We start from the raw sequence: 21645 nt of genomic DNA on the forward strand, positions 1-21645 counted from the left end.
GTAAAACAACAGGAAACAAAGAGGAGCGGAAGCGGAATCCATGGAACAGCTGCTAGATTTGCTTACACAATTTATCAACAATACAGGATACTACATGCTCGATTACCGATATCTGATCATGATCGGCGTCGGGCTCATCTTCATTTATCTCGGCATTGCCAAGAATTACGAACCGTTGCTTCTGGTGCCCATCGGGTTTGGCATTCTCGTCGGGAACATTCCGGTTTTTCAGGGGCTTGGCCTGGGCATTTACGAGGACAACAGCGTCCTGCATTATCTTTACATGGGTGTTACTCTTGGCATCTATCCGCCCCTTATTTTTCTGGGGATCGGGGCGATGACCGATTTTTCGACCATGCTGGCCCGGCCTCTGCTCATGCTCCTGGGTGCAGCGGCCCAGATGGGGATATTTCTTACCTTTCTGGGTGCTCTTGCCCTGGGCTTCGATCCTAAGGAAGCCGCTTCCATCGGGATCATCGGTGGCGCGGACGGTCCGACGGCCATCTTTCTGACCGCTCAACTGGCCCCCAGACTGATCGGGCCCATCGCAGTTGCGGCCTATTCCTACATGGCCCTGGTTCCCGTGATCCAGCCGCCGATCATGAAGCTTCTGACCACGCGAAGAGAGCGACTGATTCGAATGGAGGATCCCCGGGAGGTTTCCAAGAAAGAGAAAATTCTGTTTCCCGTCATCGGGTTTCTGCTCTGCTGTCTTCTGGCCCCGGCAGCCTTGCCGCTTCTGGGTATGCTGTTTTTCGGCAACCTCCTCAAGGAGTGCGTGGTGGCGGAACGACTGGCCGTGGCCGCCCGAACGGTCGTGATCGACACGGTTACCATTCTGTTGGGCATTACCGTGGGCGCCAGCACCCAGGCGGATGTATTTCTGACGCCTCAATCCGTTGGAATATTTATATTGGGCGCCCTTGCTTTTGGCGTAGCGACCGCATCGGGCGTTCTTTTCGCGAAGTTCATCAATCTTTTTCTGCGGGAAAAGATCAATCCTCTTCTGGGTGCCGCGGGGGTTTCGGCTGTTCCCGACTCCGCCCGGGTGGTTCAGCATGTCGGCCATGAGGCGGACCCGACCAATTTCCTCCTTATGCACGCCATGGCGCCCAATGTATCCGGCGTCATCGGTTCAGCCATCGGCGCCGGTGTTATGTGGAGTTTTCTGGCGCGGTAAAAGTGTCGTCTCGGGGCATTCCGAACCAGCGAAATGCCCCGATCACAAAACCTTTACGTCCTTCTACATCCTCGGAAAAATCTTTCCAGTCGACGCATGCCGCTCTTGGTCCCTTTGTCGATTATCAGCCGTTATTCCGGAAGCCACGCCAAAAAATCACAGGCAATGTCGCCGACACCGCGCGGCTTATGGAAATCCTGTTCCGGTTGGAAAAATGCAACGTCAACGGCTGAGCGGTGAGCATCGTGAGGAGAATCCCTTTCGGGAAAAGGGTGTTGATTGTTGGCGTAAAGCGATACTATAGTACGCTCATATGTCGACTTTCGAAAATGGCCGTGTCTCCATGCAAACGGCTTGCGGGACGATAACCTACAGTGATCAAGGAGGGGGAATGATTAACCGAGAGGAATTTTTACGCCAGGTCAAGGTGGACGGCCGGAACTATACGGTGATGGACGTCCGTCTGATGGAAAAAAAAGGCATCGCCGATATTGAAAGGTTGCCCTTTTCCATTCGGATTCTGGTTGAAAACCTGCTGAGAAAACTGGATGGTCGTGTGGTCAGGGAAGAAGACCTGCTGAATATCGCCCGGTGGCGGAAACGGTACGAGGCGCCGGTGGAAATTCCATATCATCCGGCTCGGGTGCTGATGCAGGACTTTACGGGCGTTCCCGCCGTCGTTGACTTGGCGGCCATGAGAGATGCCATGAAAGCGTTGGGTGGCGATCCTCGGAAAATCAATCCCATGATTCCCGTTGAATTGATCGTCGATCACTCCGTTCAAGTGGATTACTATGGCACCGCCGACGCTCTCAGAAAAAACGTGGCCAAGGAATACGAGCGTAACGGCGAGCGGTACGCCTTGCTCAAATGGGCACAGAAAAGCTTCGACAATTTCAAGGTTGTGCCCCCCAATTCGGGCATATGCCACCAGGTCAACCTGGAACATCTAGGGCGTGTTGTGATTACGGCGACGTCGGACGGCGGTATGGCGGCCTTCCCTGACTCCCTTGTCGGAACGGACTCCCATACGACCATGATTAACGGCATCGGGGTCATGGGGTGGGGTGTCGGCGGCATCGAGGCGGAAGCGGTCATGCTTGGCCAGCCGTATTTCATGGCCATTCCGGAGGTCATCGGTGTACGGATGACCGGTGAACTCAGGGCCGGCGTGACGGCCACGGATTTGGTGCTGACCGTCACGCAGATGTTGAGGGAATACAATGTCGTCGAAAAGTTTGTCGAGTTTTTCGGTCCGGGAATGAAGGGCCTTACTGTTCCCGACCGGGCCACCATCGCCAATATGTCCCCGGAGTACGGTGCTACCATGGGGTTTTTCCCGGTAGACGAAAAGACCATCGACTATCTCGATATAACCGATCGGGAGGCCCAGGCCCGGGTCGTGGAGCGATGCACGCGCGAGCTGGGCCTTTTCTACACCGGAGATGAGACGCCCGAGTACACGGCCGTTCTGGATCTGGACCTCTCCACTGTCTTACCTTCCCTGGCCGGACCTTCGCGGCCTCAGGACCGCATTGTGCTGAACGACCTGGAAAGCCACTTCGACAATATGCTGAAATGCGGTCACGAAAGAGATGCCGACATCGACAACATCTCAAAATTTCTTGACGAGTCGGGTTCCGTCACTCATCGGGAAGCCTACTGCGCGCCGAGCGGCCGAAGACGGTTCACTACGAACATCAACGGCAGGGAGGTGAGCGTGGGGGACGGGAGCATCGTCATCGCCGCCATCACCTCGTGCACCAACACATCCAATCCCTATGTCATGCTGGGGGCGGGGCTTTTGGCTAAGAATGCCGTTGAGAAGGGGCTCAAAGTGCCGCCTCACGTCAAGACCTCCCTTGTGCCCGGCTCGAAGGTCGTGGTGGATTACCTTGAGGATGCCGACCTGATGCCCTACCTTCAGGCCTTGGGATTCCATTTGGCAGGATTCGGATGCACCACCTGCATCGGCAACAGCGGTCCGCTTCATCCTCAGATCGAGCGCCTGATTCGGGAACACGATCTGACGGTGGCTTCAGTCCTCTCAGGAAACCGGAATTTCGAGGCGCGGATCCACCAGGCCGTCAAGGGCAATTTCCTGGCCTCACCGATGTTGGTGGTCGCGTTTGCCATCGCCGGACGGATCGACGTCAATCTCCTCAGGCGTCCCCTGGGTCTGGATCCGAATGGAGAGCCGGTCTATCTCGAGGATGTCTGGCCCCGCCGAAGCGAGATCGAGTCTTTCATCCAGCGGCATGTCAAGCAGACGTTCTACCGGAAGGAATACGCCAGAATATTTGACGGGGACGAATTCTGGGCGGCGCTGGACACCCCTGAGAGCACCACCTTCAAATGGGACGAGGCATCCACATATATCAAGAATCCTCCTTATTTCGAAGGGTTTGACCTCGAAGTAAGAAAAATCGAGGATATCGACGGTGCGCGTCCTTTGCTCCTTCTGGGCGATTCGGTGACTACCGATCATATCTCGCCGGCCGGGGCGATTCCGGCGGAATATCCCGCTGGTCGGTATCTTGTCGAGAAAGGTGTGGACGTCAAGGCTTTCAACTCCTACGGCTCCCGTCGGGGCAACCACGAGGTGATGATGCGGGGCACCTTCGGCAACATCCGGATCAAAAATCAGATGACGGCCCCCAAAGAGGGCAGTTACACCCGAAAATTTCCAGAGGACGAGGAGGCATTCATTTACGAGGCCGCCATGAAATACAAGGCTGATGGGGTTCCCCTGGTGGTGATGGGCGGCAAGGAGTACGGGACCGGCTCTTCCCGGGATTGGGCCGCCAAGGGCACCATTCTCCTGGGCGTTCGGGCCGTTATCGCCGAATCCTTCGAGAGGATCCATCGGAGTAACCTCGTGGGCATGGGTGTGCTGCCGCTCGTTTTCAAGGAAGGCGAGGGATGGCGGCAACTCGGTCTGGACGGTTCGGAAACCTATACGCTGAGCGGCCTGGCGGATATGAAACCCCGAAGCATCATCAAAGTCCGGGCCGTCACAAAGGACGGCGACGTGAGAGAGTTCGAGACTGAATCCAAATTGAACACGGACATCGAGGTGGACTATTTTCAGAATGGGGGTATTCTGCCTTATGTTCTGAGAAAGCTCATGAAGGATTGATACCGCCCGGCTTCCGCTTCCGTCGGATCGGACGGAGGAGCGGAAGCCGGCGGGTAAATGCGGGTGCCGCTTTCGAACCGCTCTCATGGGGTTGATGCCCCTGTATTTCCGCCAAAATAAGGCTTGCATCTCCGACGCAATTTGCGTAAACGTGGGGGCGATTGAAGAAGAGAAACAAAAAAGAAATATTTCAGTATAATGGGAGCGATATCGATGCACTACGAACATCCCCACCGGGTTATCCGGCCGCCGAGCGAGGCTTACAGCATCCTGCTGCAGGCCACCGTCGGCTGTTCCCACAACAAATGTACCTTCTGCGGCGCTTACAAGGGACTTCGCTTCAAGATAAAGTCCGACGAAAGAATTTATGCCGACATTGCCTATGCCGCCCAACATTACGCCGACGTGCGGCGCGTCTTCATCTGTGACGGGGATGCCCTGATCATCCCGCAACAGCGGCTTCTGAACATTCTCAAGGAGATCCAGCGTCGGCTGCCCTGGGTTACGCGGGTTGGTCTGTACGCCAATACCAAGGGAATCGATCTGAAAAGCGATGAAGATCTCGCGGCGCTTCACGCCCACGGACTGAAAATTGCCTATATGGGGTTGGAGTCCGGGGATGACGTCACTCTCGACAAGGTGCGGAAGGGCGCTGATGCCGATAAAATGATCAGAATGGGACAAAAGATCCGCAAAGCCGGCATCAAGCTTTCCCTCACGGTGCTTTTAGGCTTGGCCGGAAAAGCGCGTTCCCGAATCCATGCGGAGGCCACCGGCCGGGTCCTCAGCGCTATCGACCCTGAATACGTGGGGGCTTTGAGCCTTATGTTGATTCCCGGAACGCCCCTCCACGACGAATATACCTCGGGGCATTTCGAGTTGATGGCGCCTGAGGAGATGCTCATGGAGTTGCGAACCATGATCGCTCACACCCACATATCCCGAGGACTGTTTCATGCCAACCATGCCTCCAATTACCTGCCCATCAAGGCCAGGCTTCCCAAGGATCGGGAGACCGTCCTCAAGTTGATAGACGAAGCCCTGTCCGGCGGAATCAAACTGAAACCTGAATGGCTGCGGGCGTTATAGGCCATTATCATATCGTTTGAAAGGTCCTGTCTAAAAGGGTGCGCGAAGCCGGAACATCAGTCATGCCGGCCGATATCAACGACAATCGGTCGTCAAGATCCCGATCTGATCGGGACAGAAAAGCGCGATCCGGTTGTCTGCCCTGTTTTTGTCCGATTTTCATGGGCTTACATCTGAAATGAAACATCAAGGAGAAACAATCAAAATGAACCAACCATCGGCGGAATGCCGCGCCATCAACGATCAACTGTGCATCAACACCATTCGCACCCTCTCCATGGATGCTGTTCAGGCAGCCAATTCCGGGCATCCTGGAGCGCCTATGGGCTTGGCTCCCGCCGCCTATGTTTTGTGGACCCAGGTAATGAAGCACAACCCCAAAAACCCACAATGGCCTGACCGGGATCGGTTCGTGCTTTCCGGGGGGCATGCATCCATGCTGCTATACAGCGTTTTGCACCTGACGGGCTACGATGTGACCCTGGAGGACATCCGGAATTTCCGACAGTGGGGCAGCAAAACGCCGGGACACCCTGAATACGGCCATACGCCGGGGGTGGAAACCACCACCGGACCCCTGGGACAGGGGATTGCCAATGCCGTAGGCATGGCCATGGCCGAGCGGTTTCTGGCCGACCGCTTCAACCGAGAAGGCAATACCATCGTTGATCACCATACCTATGTCATGTGCGGAGACGGCGATCTGATGGAGGGGATCAGCTATGAGGCCGCCTCCCTGGCCGGTCATCTCGGGCTCGGGAAGCTGATCTGTATCTATGACGACAACAGGATTTCCATAGAGGGAAGCACCGACCTCGCCTTCACCGAGAATACGGCACTCCGGTTCGAAGCCATGAACTGGCATGTGCAGCGCGTGGCGGACGGCAACGATGTCGATGCCATCCGTAATGCACTGACAGCGGCCAAGGACGAGACCGAAAAGCCTTCGGTGATCCTGTTGCGCACTCACATCGCCTACGGCAGCCCCAACAAGCAGGATACCGCCGACGCCCACGGCGCACCCCTGGGGGAGGAGGAGGTTCGACTTACCAAGATCAATCTGGGATGCTCGGAGGACAAATGCTTCTGCGTATTGGAAGATCCGTTGAAGGTGTTTCGGAAATGTGTCGACAGGGGTCAGGCCCACCAGATGAAATGGCTCGAAGCCTTCAATGCTTATGCGACGGCCCACCCCGAACCGGCTCGGGAATGGAACGAAATGATCACCGGAACGTTGCCTGAAGGATGGGACGCCGACCTTCCCGCCTTTTCAGCGGCGGACGGTCCCGTGGCGACCCGTTCGGCGTCGGGGCGCGTTATCAACGGACTGGCGGGACGGATTCTCAACCTTATCGGCGGTTCGGCCGATCTCGGACCTTCCAACAAGACTCACATCGACGGCGCCGCAGACTTCCAGAAAAACGTTTACAGCGGCAGGAACATCCGTTTCGGAGTTCGGGAACATGCCATGGGCGCGATTCTGTCGGGTTTGGCGCTTCACGGCGGCATCCGGCCTTTCGGCGGCACCTTCCTGGTGTTCGCCGATTATATGCGGGCGTCCATTCGATTGGCGTCCCTCATGAAGATACCGGTTACTTACGTTTTCACCCACGACAGTGTGGCCGTGGGTGAAGACGGCCCGACCCATCAGCCGGTGGAGCACCTGATGAGTCTTCGGGCCATTCCAGGGCTTACGGTGATCCGACCGGCAGACGCCAATGAGACGCGGGAAGCCTGGCGCATTGCCATGACCCATGGCGCGGGTCCCACAGCGCTGATTCTAAGCCGCCAGAAACTGCCGGTGATCGATCGGAAAACCTGCGCGAATGCCGCCGGCCTTGCCGCCGGCGGATATATCCTGTTGGATTGTGAAGGGCGGGCGGATATTATTCTTATCGCCACCGGCGCCGAGGTCCATCTCATCCTTGAAGCCCAAAAGGTGCTGGCGGAAAAAGGCGTCAAATCCCGGGTGGTCGGCTTGCCGAGTTGGGAGTTGTTCGAAAAGCAGGACGCTGCTTACAAGGATCAGGTCCTTCCACCGGAGGTCAAGACGCGGTTGGCGGTGGAAGCCGGCCAGCCCATGGGATGGGAACGGTATGTCGGTGCCCGCGACGCCGTCATCGGTATCGACACCTTCGGCACTTCCGCGCCCGGCAGCCTGGTGTTGGAGCGCTACGGTTTCACGGTGGAAAACGTCGTCCAGAAAGCGCTGGCGCTCCTGAACCGATAGGCAAAACCCTTTCTGCGGCGGAACAGGCGGAGGTGATTCCTCCGCCTTGACATGCCCGCCTTTTTCGGATTGGCGGGGATTTTGCCGGAAGATATTTCTCAGCCCAGTATGCGGATGATTTTCCGGGTGGTGTATTCTCCCGTATCCGCAAGACCGTCCATGGGGATGAAATCAAGTGCGTTGGCGGAAAAGAGGCAGGTGACGGAGGCTGGAAAGTCTTCGTCGGCCTCATAGAAGATGTAGCAGAGGGCGATTTTCGGCAGCGGCATCACCTGAAAGGCGAAATCGCCCCCCACACCGTCCACGGCGGTGCTTCCGCCCAATGCTTCCACGATGTCGGACATGTGGGTGCGAACGGCCTCCACAAAAGGCACAAGAGCTTCCTGAGTGTAGGCCGCGAAGGCGCCCACATAGGGCATGCTGCCCGGAAAATCCTTGAAGGCCCGGAAGGGCGTCATAACCATGGCGCCGGGATTGGCCGACCGGGCATAAAGGGCGATAATAATGCCCAGCGGCCCTTCCTGTTTGACGCCCGACAGGAAAATACCCTCCGGTCCGATGCGGCAGGGTTCACCAAAAGCTGAAAAACGAACGCCGGTGCCGTCGACAGCGCCGGGCAATTGCTCGGCGAGTTCCCTTGCAGCGTTGGAATTTTTGAAAAGCGCATCAATATGGGTCTGAACGATGACGGCGTAATTGTCTTTCATGATCCTTTCCTCCATCCCATTTAGATCATTCAACGTCCGGCTTTCGCGATGGCGACGGTACGGACCCTGAACACCGAAAACCGGATCAGATACCGCAACTGTCGACTTTCATGTGCCGGCACCGCTATCCGGTCACCATCATGAAAGTCGACAGTTGAGCAGATAACATGTCAACTTCCGATCCCGGACGAATTCAGCGGAAGATTTCCCGTCCAAACAGTCAAGATGCCGGCCCGGTCAATTTTCCCTTGTATTTTGTGTGGGAGTTTGTAACATATTTTGGCTGATATTTGGCAGTGATATCTTTTGAGCCGATGCGAGATCAAAAAATGCCTTCCCGGTCCCCATCGGCGACTGATGTATCCCATCCAACCCGAATAGAACAGTTAAGGTGATAACGATATGAACGTGGAACACGAAGAGATACCGTTTGACGTGGTGTTTATCGGCGGCGGGCCTGCAAGTCTCGCCGGAGCCATCCGACTGATGCGGTTGGCCCGAGAGAACAATATGGAACTGGAGGTCGCCCTGATTGAAAAAGGGGCTGAAATCGGCGCCCATGCCGTGAGCGGGGCGATTCTCAATCCCATCGCTTTGAAGGAATTGATACCGGATTATGCCGAGCGGGACTGCCCTTTGGACGGTGTGGTCCGGGATGACGCATTCTGTTTTCTGACATCGGACAGACTCTTTCAAATCCCGTTCGTGCCGAGGCAGATGCACAACAAGGGGCATTATATCATCAGTTTGTCACGTTTCACCCGATGGATGGGCGAGATTGCGGAAGAACTGGGGGTTAACATTTTTCCAGGCTTTACCGGTAAGGAAGTGCTTTACACCGCCGACGGTCGCTGTATCAGAGGGATTCGTACCGGCGACAAGGGGCTTGACAAGAATGGGGAGCCCAAAAGCAATTTCGAACCGGGCATCGATCTCACGGCCAGGGTGACCGTATTCGGAGAAGGGGCCCGGGGCAGCCTGATGCAGGATATCGCGGCGCGACCGGGTATTTTTTCGGATCGGGAGCCGCAGGTCTATGAAACCGGAATCAAAGAGGTGATTCAGCTTCCCGAGGACCATTTTTTCAAAACGAGCCGGGCCAACGCTATTCATCTGATGGGTTATCCCCTGGGATTGAATCCTCCGGGGGGTGGATTCATATATGAAATGAAGGATAATCGGGCCGCCTTGGGGTACTTGACGGCGCTTTGCTATGAAAATCCACTCCTCGATCCCTATGAAGAGTTCCTCAAATTCAAGCAGCATCCTTTTGTGGCGAAGATCATCAAGGGCGGGAAAGTGCTTGAACAGGGCGCCCGTACGGTTTCCACCGGCGGTTACTTCTCCATACCCCGGCTGTTTGCGGACGGCGGCCTGTTCATCGGCGGTGCTGCGGCCATGCACAACACCCCGGGGCTCAAGGGCATTCATCTTTCCATGAAATCCGGCATGCTGGCGGCTGAAGCCTGCCTGACAGCCCTGCAGCAGGGACGGTTCGATGCTGAGACCCTTCAGGTCTACCATCAACGATTCAAGAGCAGTTGGGCCGAACAGGAAATGTACGAGGGGAGAAATTTCGCCCAGGGGCTGGCTAAAAAAGGGCTTTTGAAGCTGATATATCTGGGGTCCCAATATCTTACCCACGGCCGTGGCGTTCGCGATTTTATGCCGCTGGAGGAGGACTTTCGGACCCTTCAACCGGCGGATCGCGTTGACGTTCCGGAGCGCGTCGACCCCAAATCCCTGGATGGGACCCTGCACGTCGACAAACTGACGGGCGTCTATCTCTCCAAAACACTTCATCGTGAGGATCAGCCGTCCCACCTGATCGTTCATGACCGGGAACTTTGCGTCCGGGTCTGCTACCCGACCTACGGGAGCCCCTGCACCCGGTTCTGTCCAGGCAATGTCTACGAGATGGCGGCCGATGAGAAAACCGGAAAAATGCAGCTCAAGCTGAATCCTTCAAATTGTTTTCATTGCAAAACCTGTGATATCAAGGATCCTTATAAGAATATCACCTGGACCTGTCCCGAAGGCGGCGAGGGGCCGGGATATACCCTTGTCTGATGCGTCGGTCGACTGTGGCGGCCCATAACGGGCGATTCATCGATCGCACAATATGCCCGTACCTCATCAGGCATATTGCATAGAGCAGCCCTGAGTTGGAATCCGGCGGCATTTATCTTCAGGTGAACTGCGAATCTTCTGAAGAACACAACCCGGGAATGCTTCAATCCGCCCCTTTCCTGCATTATGTTAAGAATCGGGAACGGCATGCGTGGAAGCGTTCTTTTTTCTGTTTCAATGTCGTCGTCATCCAAAAGATTCTTTTCCGGCCGATCCGCATCATGTCGGAATGGTGACGTGCAGACGGCGTCGCCATTGGCTGTTTCAGCTCTCATGGATCCAGGTGACAGCGGTCCAGAGGCGATAGAGGGCGAAGCCCAATGGGAATTACGGCAAAGATCGGGTGGGTGACGGCCGGTGGGATGGATGATGCCGACGGGGTAGGCGGCGGCTCAACTCGCTTGGAAGGAGGCAGATGACATGACCATTCGATACCGTGTTATTGAAATCTTTACCCGTGAGAATGCAAGATGCCGCAGTCAAATCCTTTATGAGGAAATTCTCGCCTATGTCAGAAGCCTGAAAATAGCAGCTCGGTGCACGGTCACCAAGGGTACCGATGCCTGCTACGAGGACGGCGAGACGGCAAGTCAGAGCAGCGTTGATCCTTCCCATAACCTGCCGCTCAAAATCGAGATCATTCTGCCGGCCTCCGAGCTGAGTCCGGTCATGGATGTGCTCGAGCAGATGGTTTGCGAAGGTATTGTGGGTGTGCGGGAACTCAATGTCCACTGGCACAAGACCAGAAAGCGACTGTTGCCGCCTCGGATCAAGATCCGGGACGTCATGACCCCTTTCCCGAAACGGGTTCGCACGACAACACCGGTGGACCAGGTGGTCCGGTTGCTTTTGTCTGAAACATTCACCGGTCTTCCGGTGGTTGACGCCCAGGATCGCCCGGTAGGCGTTATCTCCCAGACCGACCTGATCTACCGAGCGGGTATGCCCATGCGGCTCGCTCTCATCGCCGGTTCCGAACCGGATATCGTCGACATGATCCTGAAATCCCTTTCGGAGACGACGGCCGAAGCCATCATGACCCGGCCGGATGTCCATATTCAGGAGGATGCGCTTCTGACGGACGGCGTCAATCTGATGCTCGATAAAAACGTCAAACGTCTTCTGGTCGTCGATGCCTGGGGAAAGCTGACCGGGATCGTGTCGCGAATGGATGTCTTTCGGACCATTGCCCGGGAATCCCCCGACTGGGGAACTATCCGGAAGAGCGAGATCACTTTGACCGACGCCCATTTCGTTTCCGATATCATGCGACGGGACACCCACACTGTAATGCCGGACACCTCGGTGGAAGCGGTGCTGCACATGATCGATGACGACGATATCCAGCGGGTAGCTGTTGTGGATGAGGCGGGACACCTGCAGGGTTTGATCTCCGATCGGAATCTCCTGTCGGCATTTTCCGACGACCAACCGGGTATGTGGCAGTATTTGACCCGATTTGCCGGTTTTACCGAGAAAGGGAAGCACGGGAAAGCCCTGCAGGATCGCCTCCGACGACGAAAGGCGAAGGATGTGATGAAAAAAGAGATCATCACTGTCCGCGAGGACGCCTTTATCGAAGACGCCATCCAGATCATGACCGAAAAAGAGATCAGACGTCTCCCCGTGGTGGATGAAGAGGGGATCTACCGGGGGATGATCAATCGGGAAGCCGTGCTTCGAGCGGGATTCAAAGAAAAGCTGTGATCCGCCCGAGGCCGGCATAGGAATCTTTTCCCCCGCGGCTGTGAGCGAATCCGTGCTGCCGGAGTGTTGGGAAATATATCGTCAATGTATGCCGCAAGATGAGGTTGACATGCCGATTTACGAATTCTACTGCAGCGACTGCCACACGATTTACAGTTTTTTCAGCAGAACCATCGATACCACCACCTGCCCGACCTGTCCCAACTGCAAGAACCGGCGGCTGACGCGTCAGGTATCCCTGTTCGCGTTCACGGGAAGGGCCAGGGAGACAGATGAAACGGACGACCTTCCCGTTGACGATGCCAGGATGGCCAAGGCCTTGGCGACATTGGAAAAGGAAGCCGATAAAATCGATGAAAACGATCCGCGGCAGGCAGCCGATCTGATGCGCCGACTGAGCGACATGACCGGTCTTCAACTGGGTCAGGGCATGGAAGAGGCCTTGGCGCGCATGGCGCGCGGCGAAGATCCGGACGCCATCGAATCGGAAATGGGAGACCTGTTGGGAGATGAGGCGCCGTTCCTTCCAACAGGCAGGAAAATTGTTGGCTCCGCAGGGCGCAGAACCGCTCCCAGGCGGGACGAGACCCTTTATGATCTCAAGGCGGATTAATCAGGAGCGTCCTATGATAAAACCGGAAATTATGAAACGTCTGGAGGTCCGGACGGGCGACATTGCCCAACTGGCGGTGGATGCCATTGTCAATGCGGCCAATCGGTCGCTTCTGGGGGGCGGCGGGGTGGACGGTGCCATCCACAGGGCTGCCGGACCGGAACTCCTGGCGGAATGCCGTACTCTGGGGGGCTGCCCCACGGGGGAGGCCCGGATCACCAAGGGGTATCGCCTGCCGGCCAGGTATGTGATTCACACCGTCGGGCCCGTTTACAAAGGATCCCCCGAGGATCCCCTGCTGCTATCACGATGCTATGAGAATTCCCTCGCCATTGCGGCCGATCGACGTTTTGACACCGTTGCTTTTCCTGCCGTCAGCTGCGGGGTATACGGCTATCCCCTGGAGGCGGCCTGCCGGGTTGCCGTCGAGACCGTCGCGGGCTTTCTGGAGCGAAACGCGTATCCAAAGCGGGTGATCTTTGTACTTTTTTCAGAAGATGTCCGCAGGGTTTACGATGACTTTCTGAAATCGTCGCGGTGATGGTTCTGATGCCTCTCTCCTTGACATCACCGGGGGTTTGGTTTATTAAAAATTCCTTATTCGGCGGCGTCCCTCTCGACCCTGAATCCATATGCCAACGGGCAGATAGTGAAGACGATGAAAAAGAAGAGCGGCATAGAGCATATCAGAAATATCGGCATCATCGCGCATATCGATGCCGGAAAGACGACCGTCACCGAGCGGATCCTTTATTATACCGGAAGATCCCACAAGATCGGTGAGGTCCACGACGGCGAGGCCGTTATGGACTGGATGACCGACGAACAGGAGCGGGGGATCACCATCACGTCGGCCGTGACGACCTGTCCCTGGAAAGGGCGGGATATCCAGATCATCGACACGCCGGGACATGTCGATTTCACCATCGAGGTGGAACGATCCCTTCGGGTGCTGGACGGTGCCGTCGGGGTCTTCTGTGCCGTCGGCGGGGTCGAACCCCAGTCGGAGACCGTATGGCGCCAGGCCGATAAATATCATGTGCCCAAGATGGCCTTTATCAACAAAATGGACCGGATCGGCGCTGATTTTTTCGGTACCGTGGAGATGATGAAGGAGCGATTGCACGCCCGACCGCTGTTGCTCCAACTGCCGGTCGGTCTTGAAGACACCTTTTCCGGCGTCGTCGATCTGATTCGCATGAAGCAGATCACATGGAGAAACGATGATCTGGGCGCCACGTTCGATGAGGGCGAGGTGAGCTCCGATCTTCTGGAAACGGCGCAGGCCTATCGGGAAAAACTGCTTGAAACATTGGCTGAAACCGATGATGCCCTCATGGAGGCCTACCTGTCGGAGCAGGAGATCACCGAGGCCCAGCTGGTGGCGGCGATCCGAAAAGCCACCGCATCGCTGACGCTGGTGCCGGTGCTTTGCGGCTCCGCCTTGAGAAATAAAGGTATTCAACCCCTTCTCGACGCCATCGTCAATTTCATGCCCAGCCCCGAGGACGTTCCGCCGATTCACGGTACAAACCCCCAGACGGGCGACGAGTTGAAATGTCTGCCCTTTGAAAACAGACCGTTGGCAGCCCTGATCTTCAAGGTATCCATGATGGAGGGACGAAAGCTCACCTATGTGAGGGTCTACAGCGGGAAATTGAAGTCCGGCGACGACGTGTTCAACACGAGCCTCAACAAAAAGGAAAAACTGTCCCGCATTCTCAAGATGCACGCCAACAAGCGGGAGCGAGTCGACACCGCCGGCCCGGGGAGCATCGTCGGGGTTGTCGGACTGAAGGATTCGGGGACGGGCGACACCCTCTGTCATCCCGATCATCCGATTCTTCTGGAAAAGATGGAATTTTACGAACCGGTCATCTCCATTGCCATCGAGCCTAAAACCCATTCGGACCAGGAAAAACTGGATCAGGTTCTGGCCAAATTCGTCGCCGAGGATCCGACCCTCAGGGTTCGGATGGATGAAGACACCGGTCAGACCATTCTGTCGGGAATGGGAGAACTCCACCTGGAGATCATTATCAGCCGGATGATGCGGGAGTTCAGCACCAGTGTCAATGTCGGCAAACCCCAGGTCGTTTATCGGGAGACCATCGCCGAGACCGCCCGGGCCGCCGTGGTGTTCGACAAGGATATCGCCGGCCAGCATCACTACGGAGAGGTCCTTCTCGAATTGCGGCCTCTGGAACGAGGGGCCGGGGTACGGTTCGTATCGGAAATGACCGGGGGAGAGATTCCCGAGATATTCATTCCGGCCGTACGTGCCGGGGTGATGGAATCGCTGGGAAGCGGTTCGTTGATGGGATACCCCGTCATGGACGTGGAAGCGGTGCTTCTGGGCGGCGGCTACAAGGAGTCCCAGGGCACCGAACTGGCCTATCGGGTCAGTGCCAGCATGGCGACCAAGGAGGCCATGTCAAAAGCTTCTCCCTATCTGTTAGATCCCATCATGAGGGTGGAGATTCTTGTCCCCGAAGCCTTCATGGGGGAGGTCATCGGTGATCTCAATGCCCGAAAGGGAAAGATCGAAGCCATTGACGTTCAGCGGGGTGTTCAGGTTATCAAGGCCGTCGTGCCGTTGGCGCGAATGTTTGGATATTCCACCAGTCTCCGGTCTGCGACGCAGGGTCGAGGCACCTTTACCATGCAGTTCTCCCATTTTGATCGGAATTGAAGGGCGTCTCCCGATTTCGCTGGTTTCGTCGGATTCTTGAATTCTTGTCGGCGGGAGCCTCCTCCTTCGACTTCTCCTCCTCGGTCTGCTCCTTTTTTGCCTGGGACAACAACTCTTCGGCCTCGGCTTTCTGGATGGGATCCTCGGAATGCTTGATCACCTGACGGAGATGGAAGGCGGCGTTTTTGAAATCGCGCCGCGCATGGTGGTAGCGTCCAAGATAATAATGGGCATCGCCCATTCTGCCTGCTTTTCCGTAAGCCTCTCCCAGATAAAAGAGCGCCCGAATGGAGTTGGGCTGTTTTTCGAGAACGGTTTTAAAGGATTCCGACGACTGGAGATACTCCCCTTGTTCGAGTTGCGTTCGTCCCAACAGGAAGAACGTCTCAAAATCGTTGGGATCGATACCCTTGCTGCCTTCCAATGCCTTTCGGGCGGCGTCGTACTGTCCGTCCATGAAGGCGATTTCCCCCAGATCCTTCAACATGACGGCGTCAAAGGGTTTTTTCTCCAGGGCTTTTCTGACGAAACCGATACCTTCTCCGGGGCGATCGTTTCGGGCCAGGGCAATGCCGTAGCCGTGGAGGACCATCGCATCATCCGGATGTATTTTAAGAGATGCGGCCATTTGTTTCAGGGCCAGGGCAGGGTTCCCGTAAGCGGCGATCAAGCGGGTTCGCACCCGGCGGAATTCGGAGTTGTCGCGTCGCTTTATGATCGTCAGCGCCTCGGGATGGCCCTGGATCCACGTATCCAGATAGGCGAGGCGATCGTCAACAGCCGGGTGCGTCATCAGGTAAGAGGGAACGTCCGACGCACCAAACCACTGCTTGTCCCGTATTTTCTTGAGCATGGTCATCATACCGAAACCGCTGTAGCCGGCGGCCGTCAAGATATCGATACCCAATTCGTCCGCCTGAATTTCATCCTGGCGACTGTAGGCCAGAAATGCCGACTGGGTGGCGGCCGCCGATCCGATGGTGAGCGCGCCGCCCGCTTCCGCGCCGCCCCCGACGCCCAGGAAGATACCGGCTACCATGCCTGCCAAGGTGGCCCACTGAATCCGGGATGCCCGCTCGATTCTCTGGCTAATGTGGCGCGCCTTGACGTGGGTAATCTCGTGGGCCAGAATACCGGCGAGTTCATCCTCATTGTCCATAGCCTCGATCAGGCCGCTGTTGATAAAAATATTGCCGGCCGGTCCGGCAAAGGCGTTGTAGACATCCTCCCGGATAACGTAAAAACGGTACTGGAACGGCTGGGGTGGAAGCTGGGCCAGAATTTTTCGGCCGACCCGGTTGACGTACCTTGCAACGGCGGGATCATCGATGAGTCGGTATTGTCGGACGGCCAATTTCATGAACTCCTTACCGAGGGTCTCCTCCTCCTGGATCGTGATGCCGGCGGCGGAACCGATATGAATGCTCTGAATGCCGATAATGACAACCGTCAGAATCGCCAGTTGTTTTTTGAACGCATTTATGTGTCCCCTGAAAGGCTGCATTCGTCGAATCAAGGGGGTGCGCCGTGAGTCGCTCCTGGTCGCTAAACGGTTGCCGGCATCGGAAAAGAAGGGCTGGGAAAAAGGAAAAAGATTGGATAACAAATTGTTTTTCCTAAATATCAAAGCGTTAGGCATTTTAAACTCATTTCTTTCCAAAAATAAACAATTATGGTAGGATAAAATAATTATGACACAGATAATATGCATCGCCAATCAAAAAGGCGGGGTCGGCAAAACCACCACCGCCGTCAATTTGTCGGCAGCCTTGGCTTTGTCGGAGAAACGGACGCTTTTGATAGACTGCGATCCCCAGGCCAATGCCACCACGGGCCTGGGGATCGACAAAAATGATCTGACAAAAACCCTCTATCATGGTTTGATCGGCGAAGCGGATGCCGAGAGCCTCATCATTGGCTCCGAGATCGATAACCTGAGCCTCCTGCCGTCCCGTGTGGAGCTGATCGGCTTCGAAGTGGAGATGATGAACGAGCGTGAGCGTGAACATTCCCTCAAAAAGCTCATCCGAAGCGTTGCCGACAGGTATGATTACATCATCATCGATTGCCCGCCTTCCCTCAGCCTCCTGACCCTCAACGCCATGGCGGCGGCCGACACGCTTCTGATTCCGCTGCAGTGTGAGTTCTATGCCTTGGAGGGTCTGGGGCAGCTCCTGCAGACCAAGGAATTGATAAACGCCGGCATCAATCCCGGCCTGTCTATATTAGGCATTCTGCTGACCATGCTCGACAAAAGGACCAATCTTTCCCACCAGGTCGCCGAGGAGGCGATGAAATATTTTAAAGGGAAAGAGCGCGTTTTCAATACCAGCATTCCCCGAAATGTACGGCTGGGGGAGGCGCCCAGCTTCGGGAAGCCCATTCTGCTATACGACGCTGCTTCCATGGGTGCAAAAAGCTATCTTGCCTTGGCGAAAGAGATTATCGATGGTTGAGAACGGCGACGTGCTGGGAGATAAATCAGAGGGACAATCCGAAACATCTTCAAAGAAGCGTAAAAAGATGGCACTCGGCAAGGGTCTGGGGGCGCTGATTCCCAAAATGGAGGCCTCATCACCGCCCTCTGTTGACGGGAAATATTTCAAATGTGACCTCCACCGGATTCTGCCCAACCGGTATCAACCTCGCCGACGGTTCTCCGAAGAGGACCTCAGGGAACTCTCTGCTTCTATCAAGGAACAGGGCATCATTCAACCGCTGGTGGTTCGCGAGAGCGGGGGCGGGTATGAACTGATTGCCGGTGAGCGACGATTTCGGGCTGCGAAAATGGCGGGCCTGGCCCAGGTACCGGTGGTGGTGAAAAGCCTGCCGTCGGAAGGGCTTCTGGAGATGTCCCTTGTGGAAAACATCCAGCGAGAGAATCTCAACCCCATTGAAGAATCGGACGCCTATCACCGCTTGATGACGGAATTCGGACTCAACCAGGAGCAGGTGGCCGTGCGCGTGGGAAAGAGCCGACCCGCCGTGGCCAATTTTCTGAGACTCCGGCAACTCCCCGAGGAGATTCGATCGGCGATGGTGGAGGGGCGGTTCAGCATGGGACATGCCAAAGCCGTTTTAGGTCTTGATAACCCCGCCCATCAGCGGGATATATTTCAGTTGGTGATCACAAAAGACCTGTCGGTCCGGGAAACGGAAATCTTGGTCAATCGGCTGAAGGCGGTTCAAAAAGATCCGGAATCCCCTGAACCGAGTTCCGAGGATATCTATTTCGCCAGTGTCGCGGAGGACCTTTCCCGAAGACTGGGCACTAAGGTCCAGATCAAACGTCGCGGACGTCGAGGCAAAATGATGATCGAGTTCTATACGGATGAAGATCTTGATCGTCTTCTTGAAATTTTTGGTGGTGATTGATCGATGAAAATATCCGTCGCCAGAAACGCGGGGTTCTGTATGGGGGTTCAACGGGCCGTCGAGATGGCGCTGGATGCCTCCCATCGTTATCCCCCTCCGATCTATACCTACGGTCCTCTGATCCATAATCCTCAGGTTTTGAAGCTGCTGGATGAAAAGGGAATTTCGGTTATGAATGAAATTCCCGAAAAAGGATCCGGGACGGTCCTGATCCGGGCCCACGGTGTTCCACCCGATACCAAGACACGACTCGAATCCGCCGGCTATACGGTTATCGATGCCACCTGCCCGAGGGTCATCAAGGTCCAGGCCATCATTCAGAAGCATGCCCGGGAAGGTTTCGCCTCGATTATCGTCGGAGATCGGGATCACCCCGAGGTTATCGGTCTTTTGGGATATGCCGGATCGAACGGCCACGTGGTGGGAAGGCTCCACGACCTGGATACCCTGCCTGCGTTCGACAAGGCCATCATCGTGGCCCAGACCACTCAGAACGTTCATTTCTTCGAGGCCGTCAAAAAGTGGGCCCAAAAGCATCATCCCGGTTACAAGGTTTTTGAAACCATCTGCGGCTCGACGGAACAGCGCCAGAATGAAACCCAACGACTGGCCAAAGAGGTCGATGCGGTGATCGTTGTGGGTGGCCGGAATAGCGGGAACACTCAGCGGTTGGTCGAGATCGTAAAGGATGCGGGTAAGCCGGTGTGCCATATCGAAACCGAGAGCGATCTGGATATGGAACTCCTGCGGTCTGTAAAACACATCGGTATTACCGCCGGAGCCTCCACACCCAACTGGATCATCAAGCGGATTTACCGGATTATCGAGGCCCTTCCCCTGGAAAATGAAAAAGTCTGGAAGCGTCGCCTCTTCATGGCTCAGCGTTTCGCCCTCGCTACCAACCTTTACATCGCCGTCGGCGCCGGTGCCCTTTGTTATGCCTGTTCGGTGCTTCAAAATGTCCGCACCCCATTTCCATATATCCTGATTTCAAGCCTTTATGTTCTTTCCATGCACACCCTGAACAATCTCACGGGATTGAGGGAGGCGCGATACAACAATCCCGACCTGGCCGTCTTTTTCGAAACCCACAAGTCGAAGATGATTCTTCTGGCCCTTTCGTCGGGGGCTATCGGGCTTTTCGTGGCGGCCGGCATGGGGATATTGCCTTTCGTTCTCCTGCTGATCATGACGCTCATGGGTCTTTCTTACAATCTTCAGATCGTCCCGGACAGCGTCCCCAACGCCAGATATCGGTCCATTCGTGACATTCCCGGCTCCAAAACCCTTCTTATCTCGCTTGCCTGGGGCATGGTGACGGCCCTGTTTCCCATTTTAGCCGCCACCGGAACCGTCGCATGGGCCACTATTTTTACATTTATCTGGTCCGTAGCCATGGTCTTCGTTCGAACGGCATTTTTCGAGGTGCTGGACATGCAGGGCGACCAGATCGTCGGAAAGAATACCATACCGATTCTGCTGGGAAAGAAGCAGACCTTGGCTCTGCTGCGGTTGATCCTGCTCTTTGTCTTCGTTATGTTGTTCCTGTCGGTGGTCTTCGGTGTTCTGCCGGGTTTGGCGCTGGCCCTGATTCTTTGCCCCATCTATCTGGCGGTGGTCATGGCGTTTCATCGGCGGGCGTACATTCGCCCGGGGATTCGGCTGGAGTTTTTAACCGAGTCACAATTCCTCCTGGCAGGCCTGATCACCCTGATATGGCGTATCGGATTTCGCGGCTGACGCTTCCCAATTACAAGGGAGGCTCTTTACCTGCCGCCAGGCGACGGATATTTTCCCGGTGACGGATAAATATGCCTGCGGCAACCAAGACGCCGGCAGCGGTGAAAACGAGGGAGTGGTTGAATTTCCAGAGAACTGCGGGAATCAGCGCCGCAGCAGCCAGAGATCCTGCCGATACCCGTCGTGTCAGGAAGATCAGCAGCAGAAAAATTGAAACGGCCGCAGCGACGGCCGCCGGCGAGACCGCCAGAAAGCATCCGCCTGCGGTGGCCACGCCTTTTCCACCGCCTTTGCCTTTCGTGTAAAGAGGGAAAAGATGCCCTGTAAAAGCGGCGAGAAGCACAACGGCGACATAGAGATCTTTGGAAATCCCGCCCGTTCCGACAAAGTATACGGCCAGAAATGTGGGCACCCAGCCTTTCAGGACATCGAGGACCAGTGTCAGTATACCCCAGGCTGTTCCGGCGGTTCGACGCACGTTGGTGGCGCCGATATTGCCGCTGCCCGACGTCCGGATATCCACGGCGGTGAACGTCCGGGTCAAGACGACTCCCCAGGGAACAGACCCCAGGGCATAGGCGAAGAGCGGCAGTACCAGAAAACAGACGGTATCGGCGATGGACATGCAAAACCTCTTTTCGGATATTTCGGATTGAAGAGCGCCTTCGACATTATGGGATTTGTTTAGGATATTCGAGGCGGGGATTCAACAAAATTGTGCAAAAAAGGTCGAATCGTGAAAGACCGTATCATTTCAATGCCCATAGAGGATGTTCTGGACCTGCATACGTTTCAGCCCAAAGAAGTTTTTAATTTACTGGAGGACTATTTCGAGGCCTGTATTCAGAACGGTATTTTTTCGGTCAGGGTCATTCACGGGAAGGGCCGCGGTATTCTCAGACAGCGGGTTCGCTCCATACTGGAACGGCATCCCATGGTCGAATGGTACGGCGATGCGGCTCTGGACAGCGGCGGTTGGGGAGCCACCCGGGTTAAACTGAAATCCCGGATATGATCCCGAAGATCGTTTTCGATCCAGCCAA

Annotated in this window: 16 protein-coding genes; 13 read left to right on the forward strand and 3 right to left on the reverse strand. The window is 55.8% G+C overall.

Annotated elements, in window-relative coordinates; genetic code table 11:
- Window positions 1-40 precede the first annotated feature (40 nt).
- The 4 genes from dmul_RS04985 to tkt all read left to right on the forward strand — a co-directional run bounded on the left by dmul_RS04985 (window position 41) and on the right by tkt (window position 7638).
- Window positions 41-1180, forward strand: a complete 1140-nt coding sequence (locus tag dmul_RS04985) for a sodium ion-translocating decarboxylase subunit beta (RefSeq protein ID WP_020876977.1) — start codon at window positions 41-43, stop codon at window positions 1178-1180.
- Between the two features lie 391 nt (window positions 1181-1571).
- Window positions 1572-4319, forward strand: coding sequence for an aconitate hydratase AcnA (gene acnA, locus dmul_RS04995; protein ID WP_020876978.1), 2748 nt, complete (start codon window positions 1572-1574; stop codon window positions 4317-4319).
- 213 nt (window positions 4320-4532) lie between these two features.
- Complete coding sequence (locus dmul_RS05000) at window positions 4533-5408, forward strand: radical SAM protein (RefSeq protein WP_020876979.1); 876 nt, start codon at window positions 4533-4535, stop codon at window positions 5406-5408.
- Window positions 5409-5613: 205 nt separating this feature from the next.
- Window positions 5614-7638, forward strand: a complete 2025-nt coding sequence (gene tkt, locus dmul_RS05005) for a transketolase (RefSeq protein ID WP_020876980.1) — start codon at window positions 5614-5616, stop codon at window positions 7636-7638.
- 98 nt (window positions 7639-7736) lie between these two features.
- On the opposite strand, the gene dmul_RS05010 is transcribed toward tkt, so the two are convergent.
- Entirely contained in the window at window positions 7737-8345 is a 609-nt protein-coding gene (locus dmul_RS05010) for a DUF3786 domain-containing protein (RefSeq protein WP_020876981.1), read from the reverse strand.
- Between the two features lie 402 nt (window positions 8346-8747).
- Between dmul_RS05010 and dmul_RS05015 the strand changes: the two genes are divergently transcribed.
- The 5 genes from dmul_RS05015 (at window position 8748) to fusA (ending at window position 15487) form a co-directional block, all read left to right on the forward strand.
- Window positions 8748-10415 (forward strand): electron transfer flavoprotein-ubiquinone oxidoreductase, encoded by a 1668-nt coding sequence (locus dmul_RS05015; RefSeq protein WP_020876982.1) that lies wholly within the window; start codon window positions 8748-8750, stop codon window positions 10413-10415.
- Between the two features lie 480 nt (window positions 10416-10895).
- Entirely contained in the window at window positions 10896-12182 is a 1287-nt protein-coding gene (locus dmul_RS05025; RefSeq protein WP_020876983.1) for a DUF190 domain-containing protein, read from the forward strand.
- A gap of 109 nt (window positions 12183-12291) precedes the next feature.
- Window positions 12292-12795, forward strand: coding sequence for an FmdB family zinc ribbon protein (locus tag dmul_RS05030; protein WP_020876984.1), 504 nt, complete (start codon window positions 12292-12294; stop codon window positions 12793-12795).
- A 13-nt stretch (window positions 12796-12808) separates the two neighbouring features.
- The gene (locus tag dmul_RS05035; RefSeq protein ID WP_020876985.1) at window positions 12809-13336 is read left to right on the forward strand and encodes an O-acetyl-ADP-ribose deacetylase; all 528 of its coding nucleotides are present in this window, start codon (window positions 12809-12811) and stop codon (window positions 13334-13336) included.
- Between the two features lie 117 nt (window positions 13337-13453).
- Window positions 13454-15487, forward strand: a complete 2034-nt coding sequence (fusA, locus tag dmul_RS05040) for an elongation factor G (RefSeq protein ID WP_020876986.1) — start codon at window positions 13454-13456, stop codon at window positions 15485-15487.
- On the opposite strand, the gene dmul_RS05045 is transcribed toward fusA, so the two are convergent.
- Window positions 15453-17093 (reverse strand): M48 family metallopeptidase, encoded by a 1641-nt coding sequence (locus dmul_RS05045; RefSeq protein ID WP_159449713.1) that lies wholly within the window; start codon window positions 17091-17093, stop codon window positions 15453-15455. The genes fusA and dmul_RS05045 overlap by 35 nt on opposite strands.
- Before the next feature lie 85 nt (window positions 17094-17178).
- On the opposite strand from dmul_RS05045, the gene dmul_RS05050 reads away from it, so the two are divergent.
- The 3 genes from dmul_RS05050 to ispH are packed head-to-tail and all read left to right on the forward strand — an operon-like array spanning window position 17179 to window position 20602.
- Window positions 17179-17943, forward strand: a complete 765-nt coding sequence (locus dmul_RS05050) for a ParA family protein (RefSeq protein WP_020876988.1) — start codon at window positions 17179-17181, stop codon at window positions 17941-17943.
- The gene (locus dmul_RS05055) at window positions 17936-18862 is read left to right on the forward strand and encodes a ParB/RepB/Spo0J family partition protein (RefSeq protein WP_020876989.1); all 927 of its coding nucleotides are present in this window, start codon (window positions 17936-17938) and stop codon (window positions 18860-18862) included. The genes dmul_RS05050 and dmul_RS05055 overlap by 8 nt, the downstream gene beginning before the upstream one ends.
- A 3-nt stretch (window positions 18863-18865) precedes the next feature.
- Window positions 18866-20602: a 4-hydroxy-3-methylbut-2-enyl diphosphate reductase gene (ispH, locus tag dmul_RS05060; RefSeq protein WP_020876990.1), complete on the forward strand. Its 1737-nt coding sequence runs from the start codon at window positions 18866-18868 to the stop codon at window positions 20600-20602.
- Between the two features lie 10 nt (window positions 20603-20612).
- Here ispH and plsY read toward each other — a convergent pair whose 3' ends face one another.
- Entirely contained in the window at window positions 20613-21227 is a 615-nt protein-coding gene (plsY, locus tag dmul_RS05065; RefSeq protein WP_020876991.1) for a glycerol-3-phosphate 1-O-acyltransferase PlsY, read from the reverse strand.
- A gap of 111 nt (window positions 21228-21338) precedes the next feature.
- Between plsY and dmul_RS05070 the strand changes: the two genes are divergently transcribed.
- Window positions 21339-21617, forward strand: a complete 279-nt coding sequence (locus tag dmul_RS05070; RefSeq protein ID WP_234979137.1) for a Smr/MutS family protein — start codon at window positions 21339-21341, stop codon at window positions 21615-21617.
- Window positions 21618-21645 lie beyond the last annotated feature (28 nt).

Source organism: Desulfococcus multivorans (genome assembly GCF_001854245.1).
Lineage (GTDB): Bacteria > Desulfobacterota > Desulfobacteria > Desulfobacterales > Desulfococcaceae > Desulfococcus > Desulfococcus multivorans.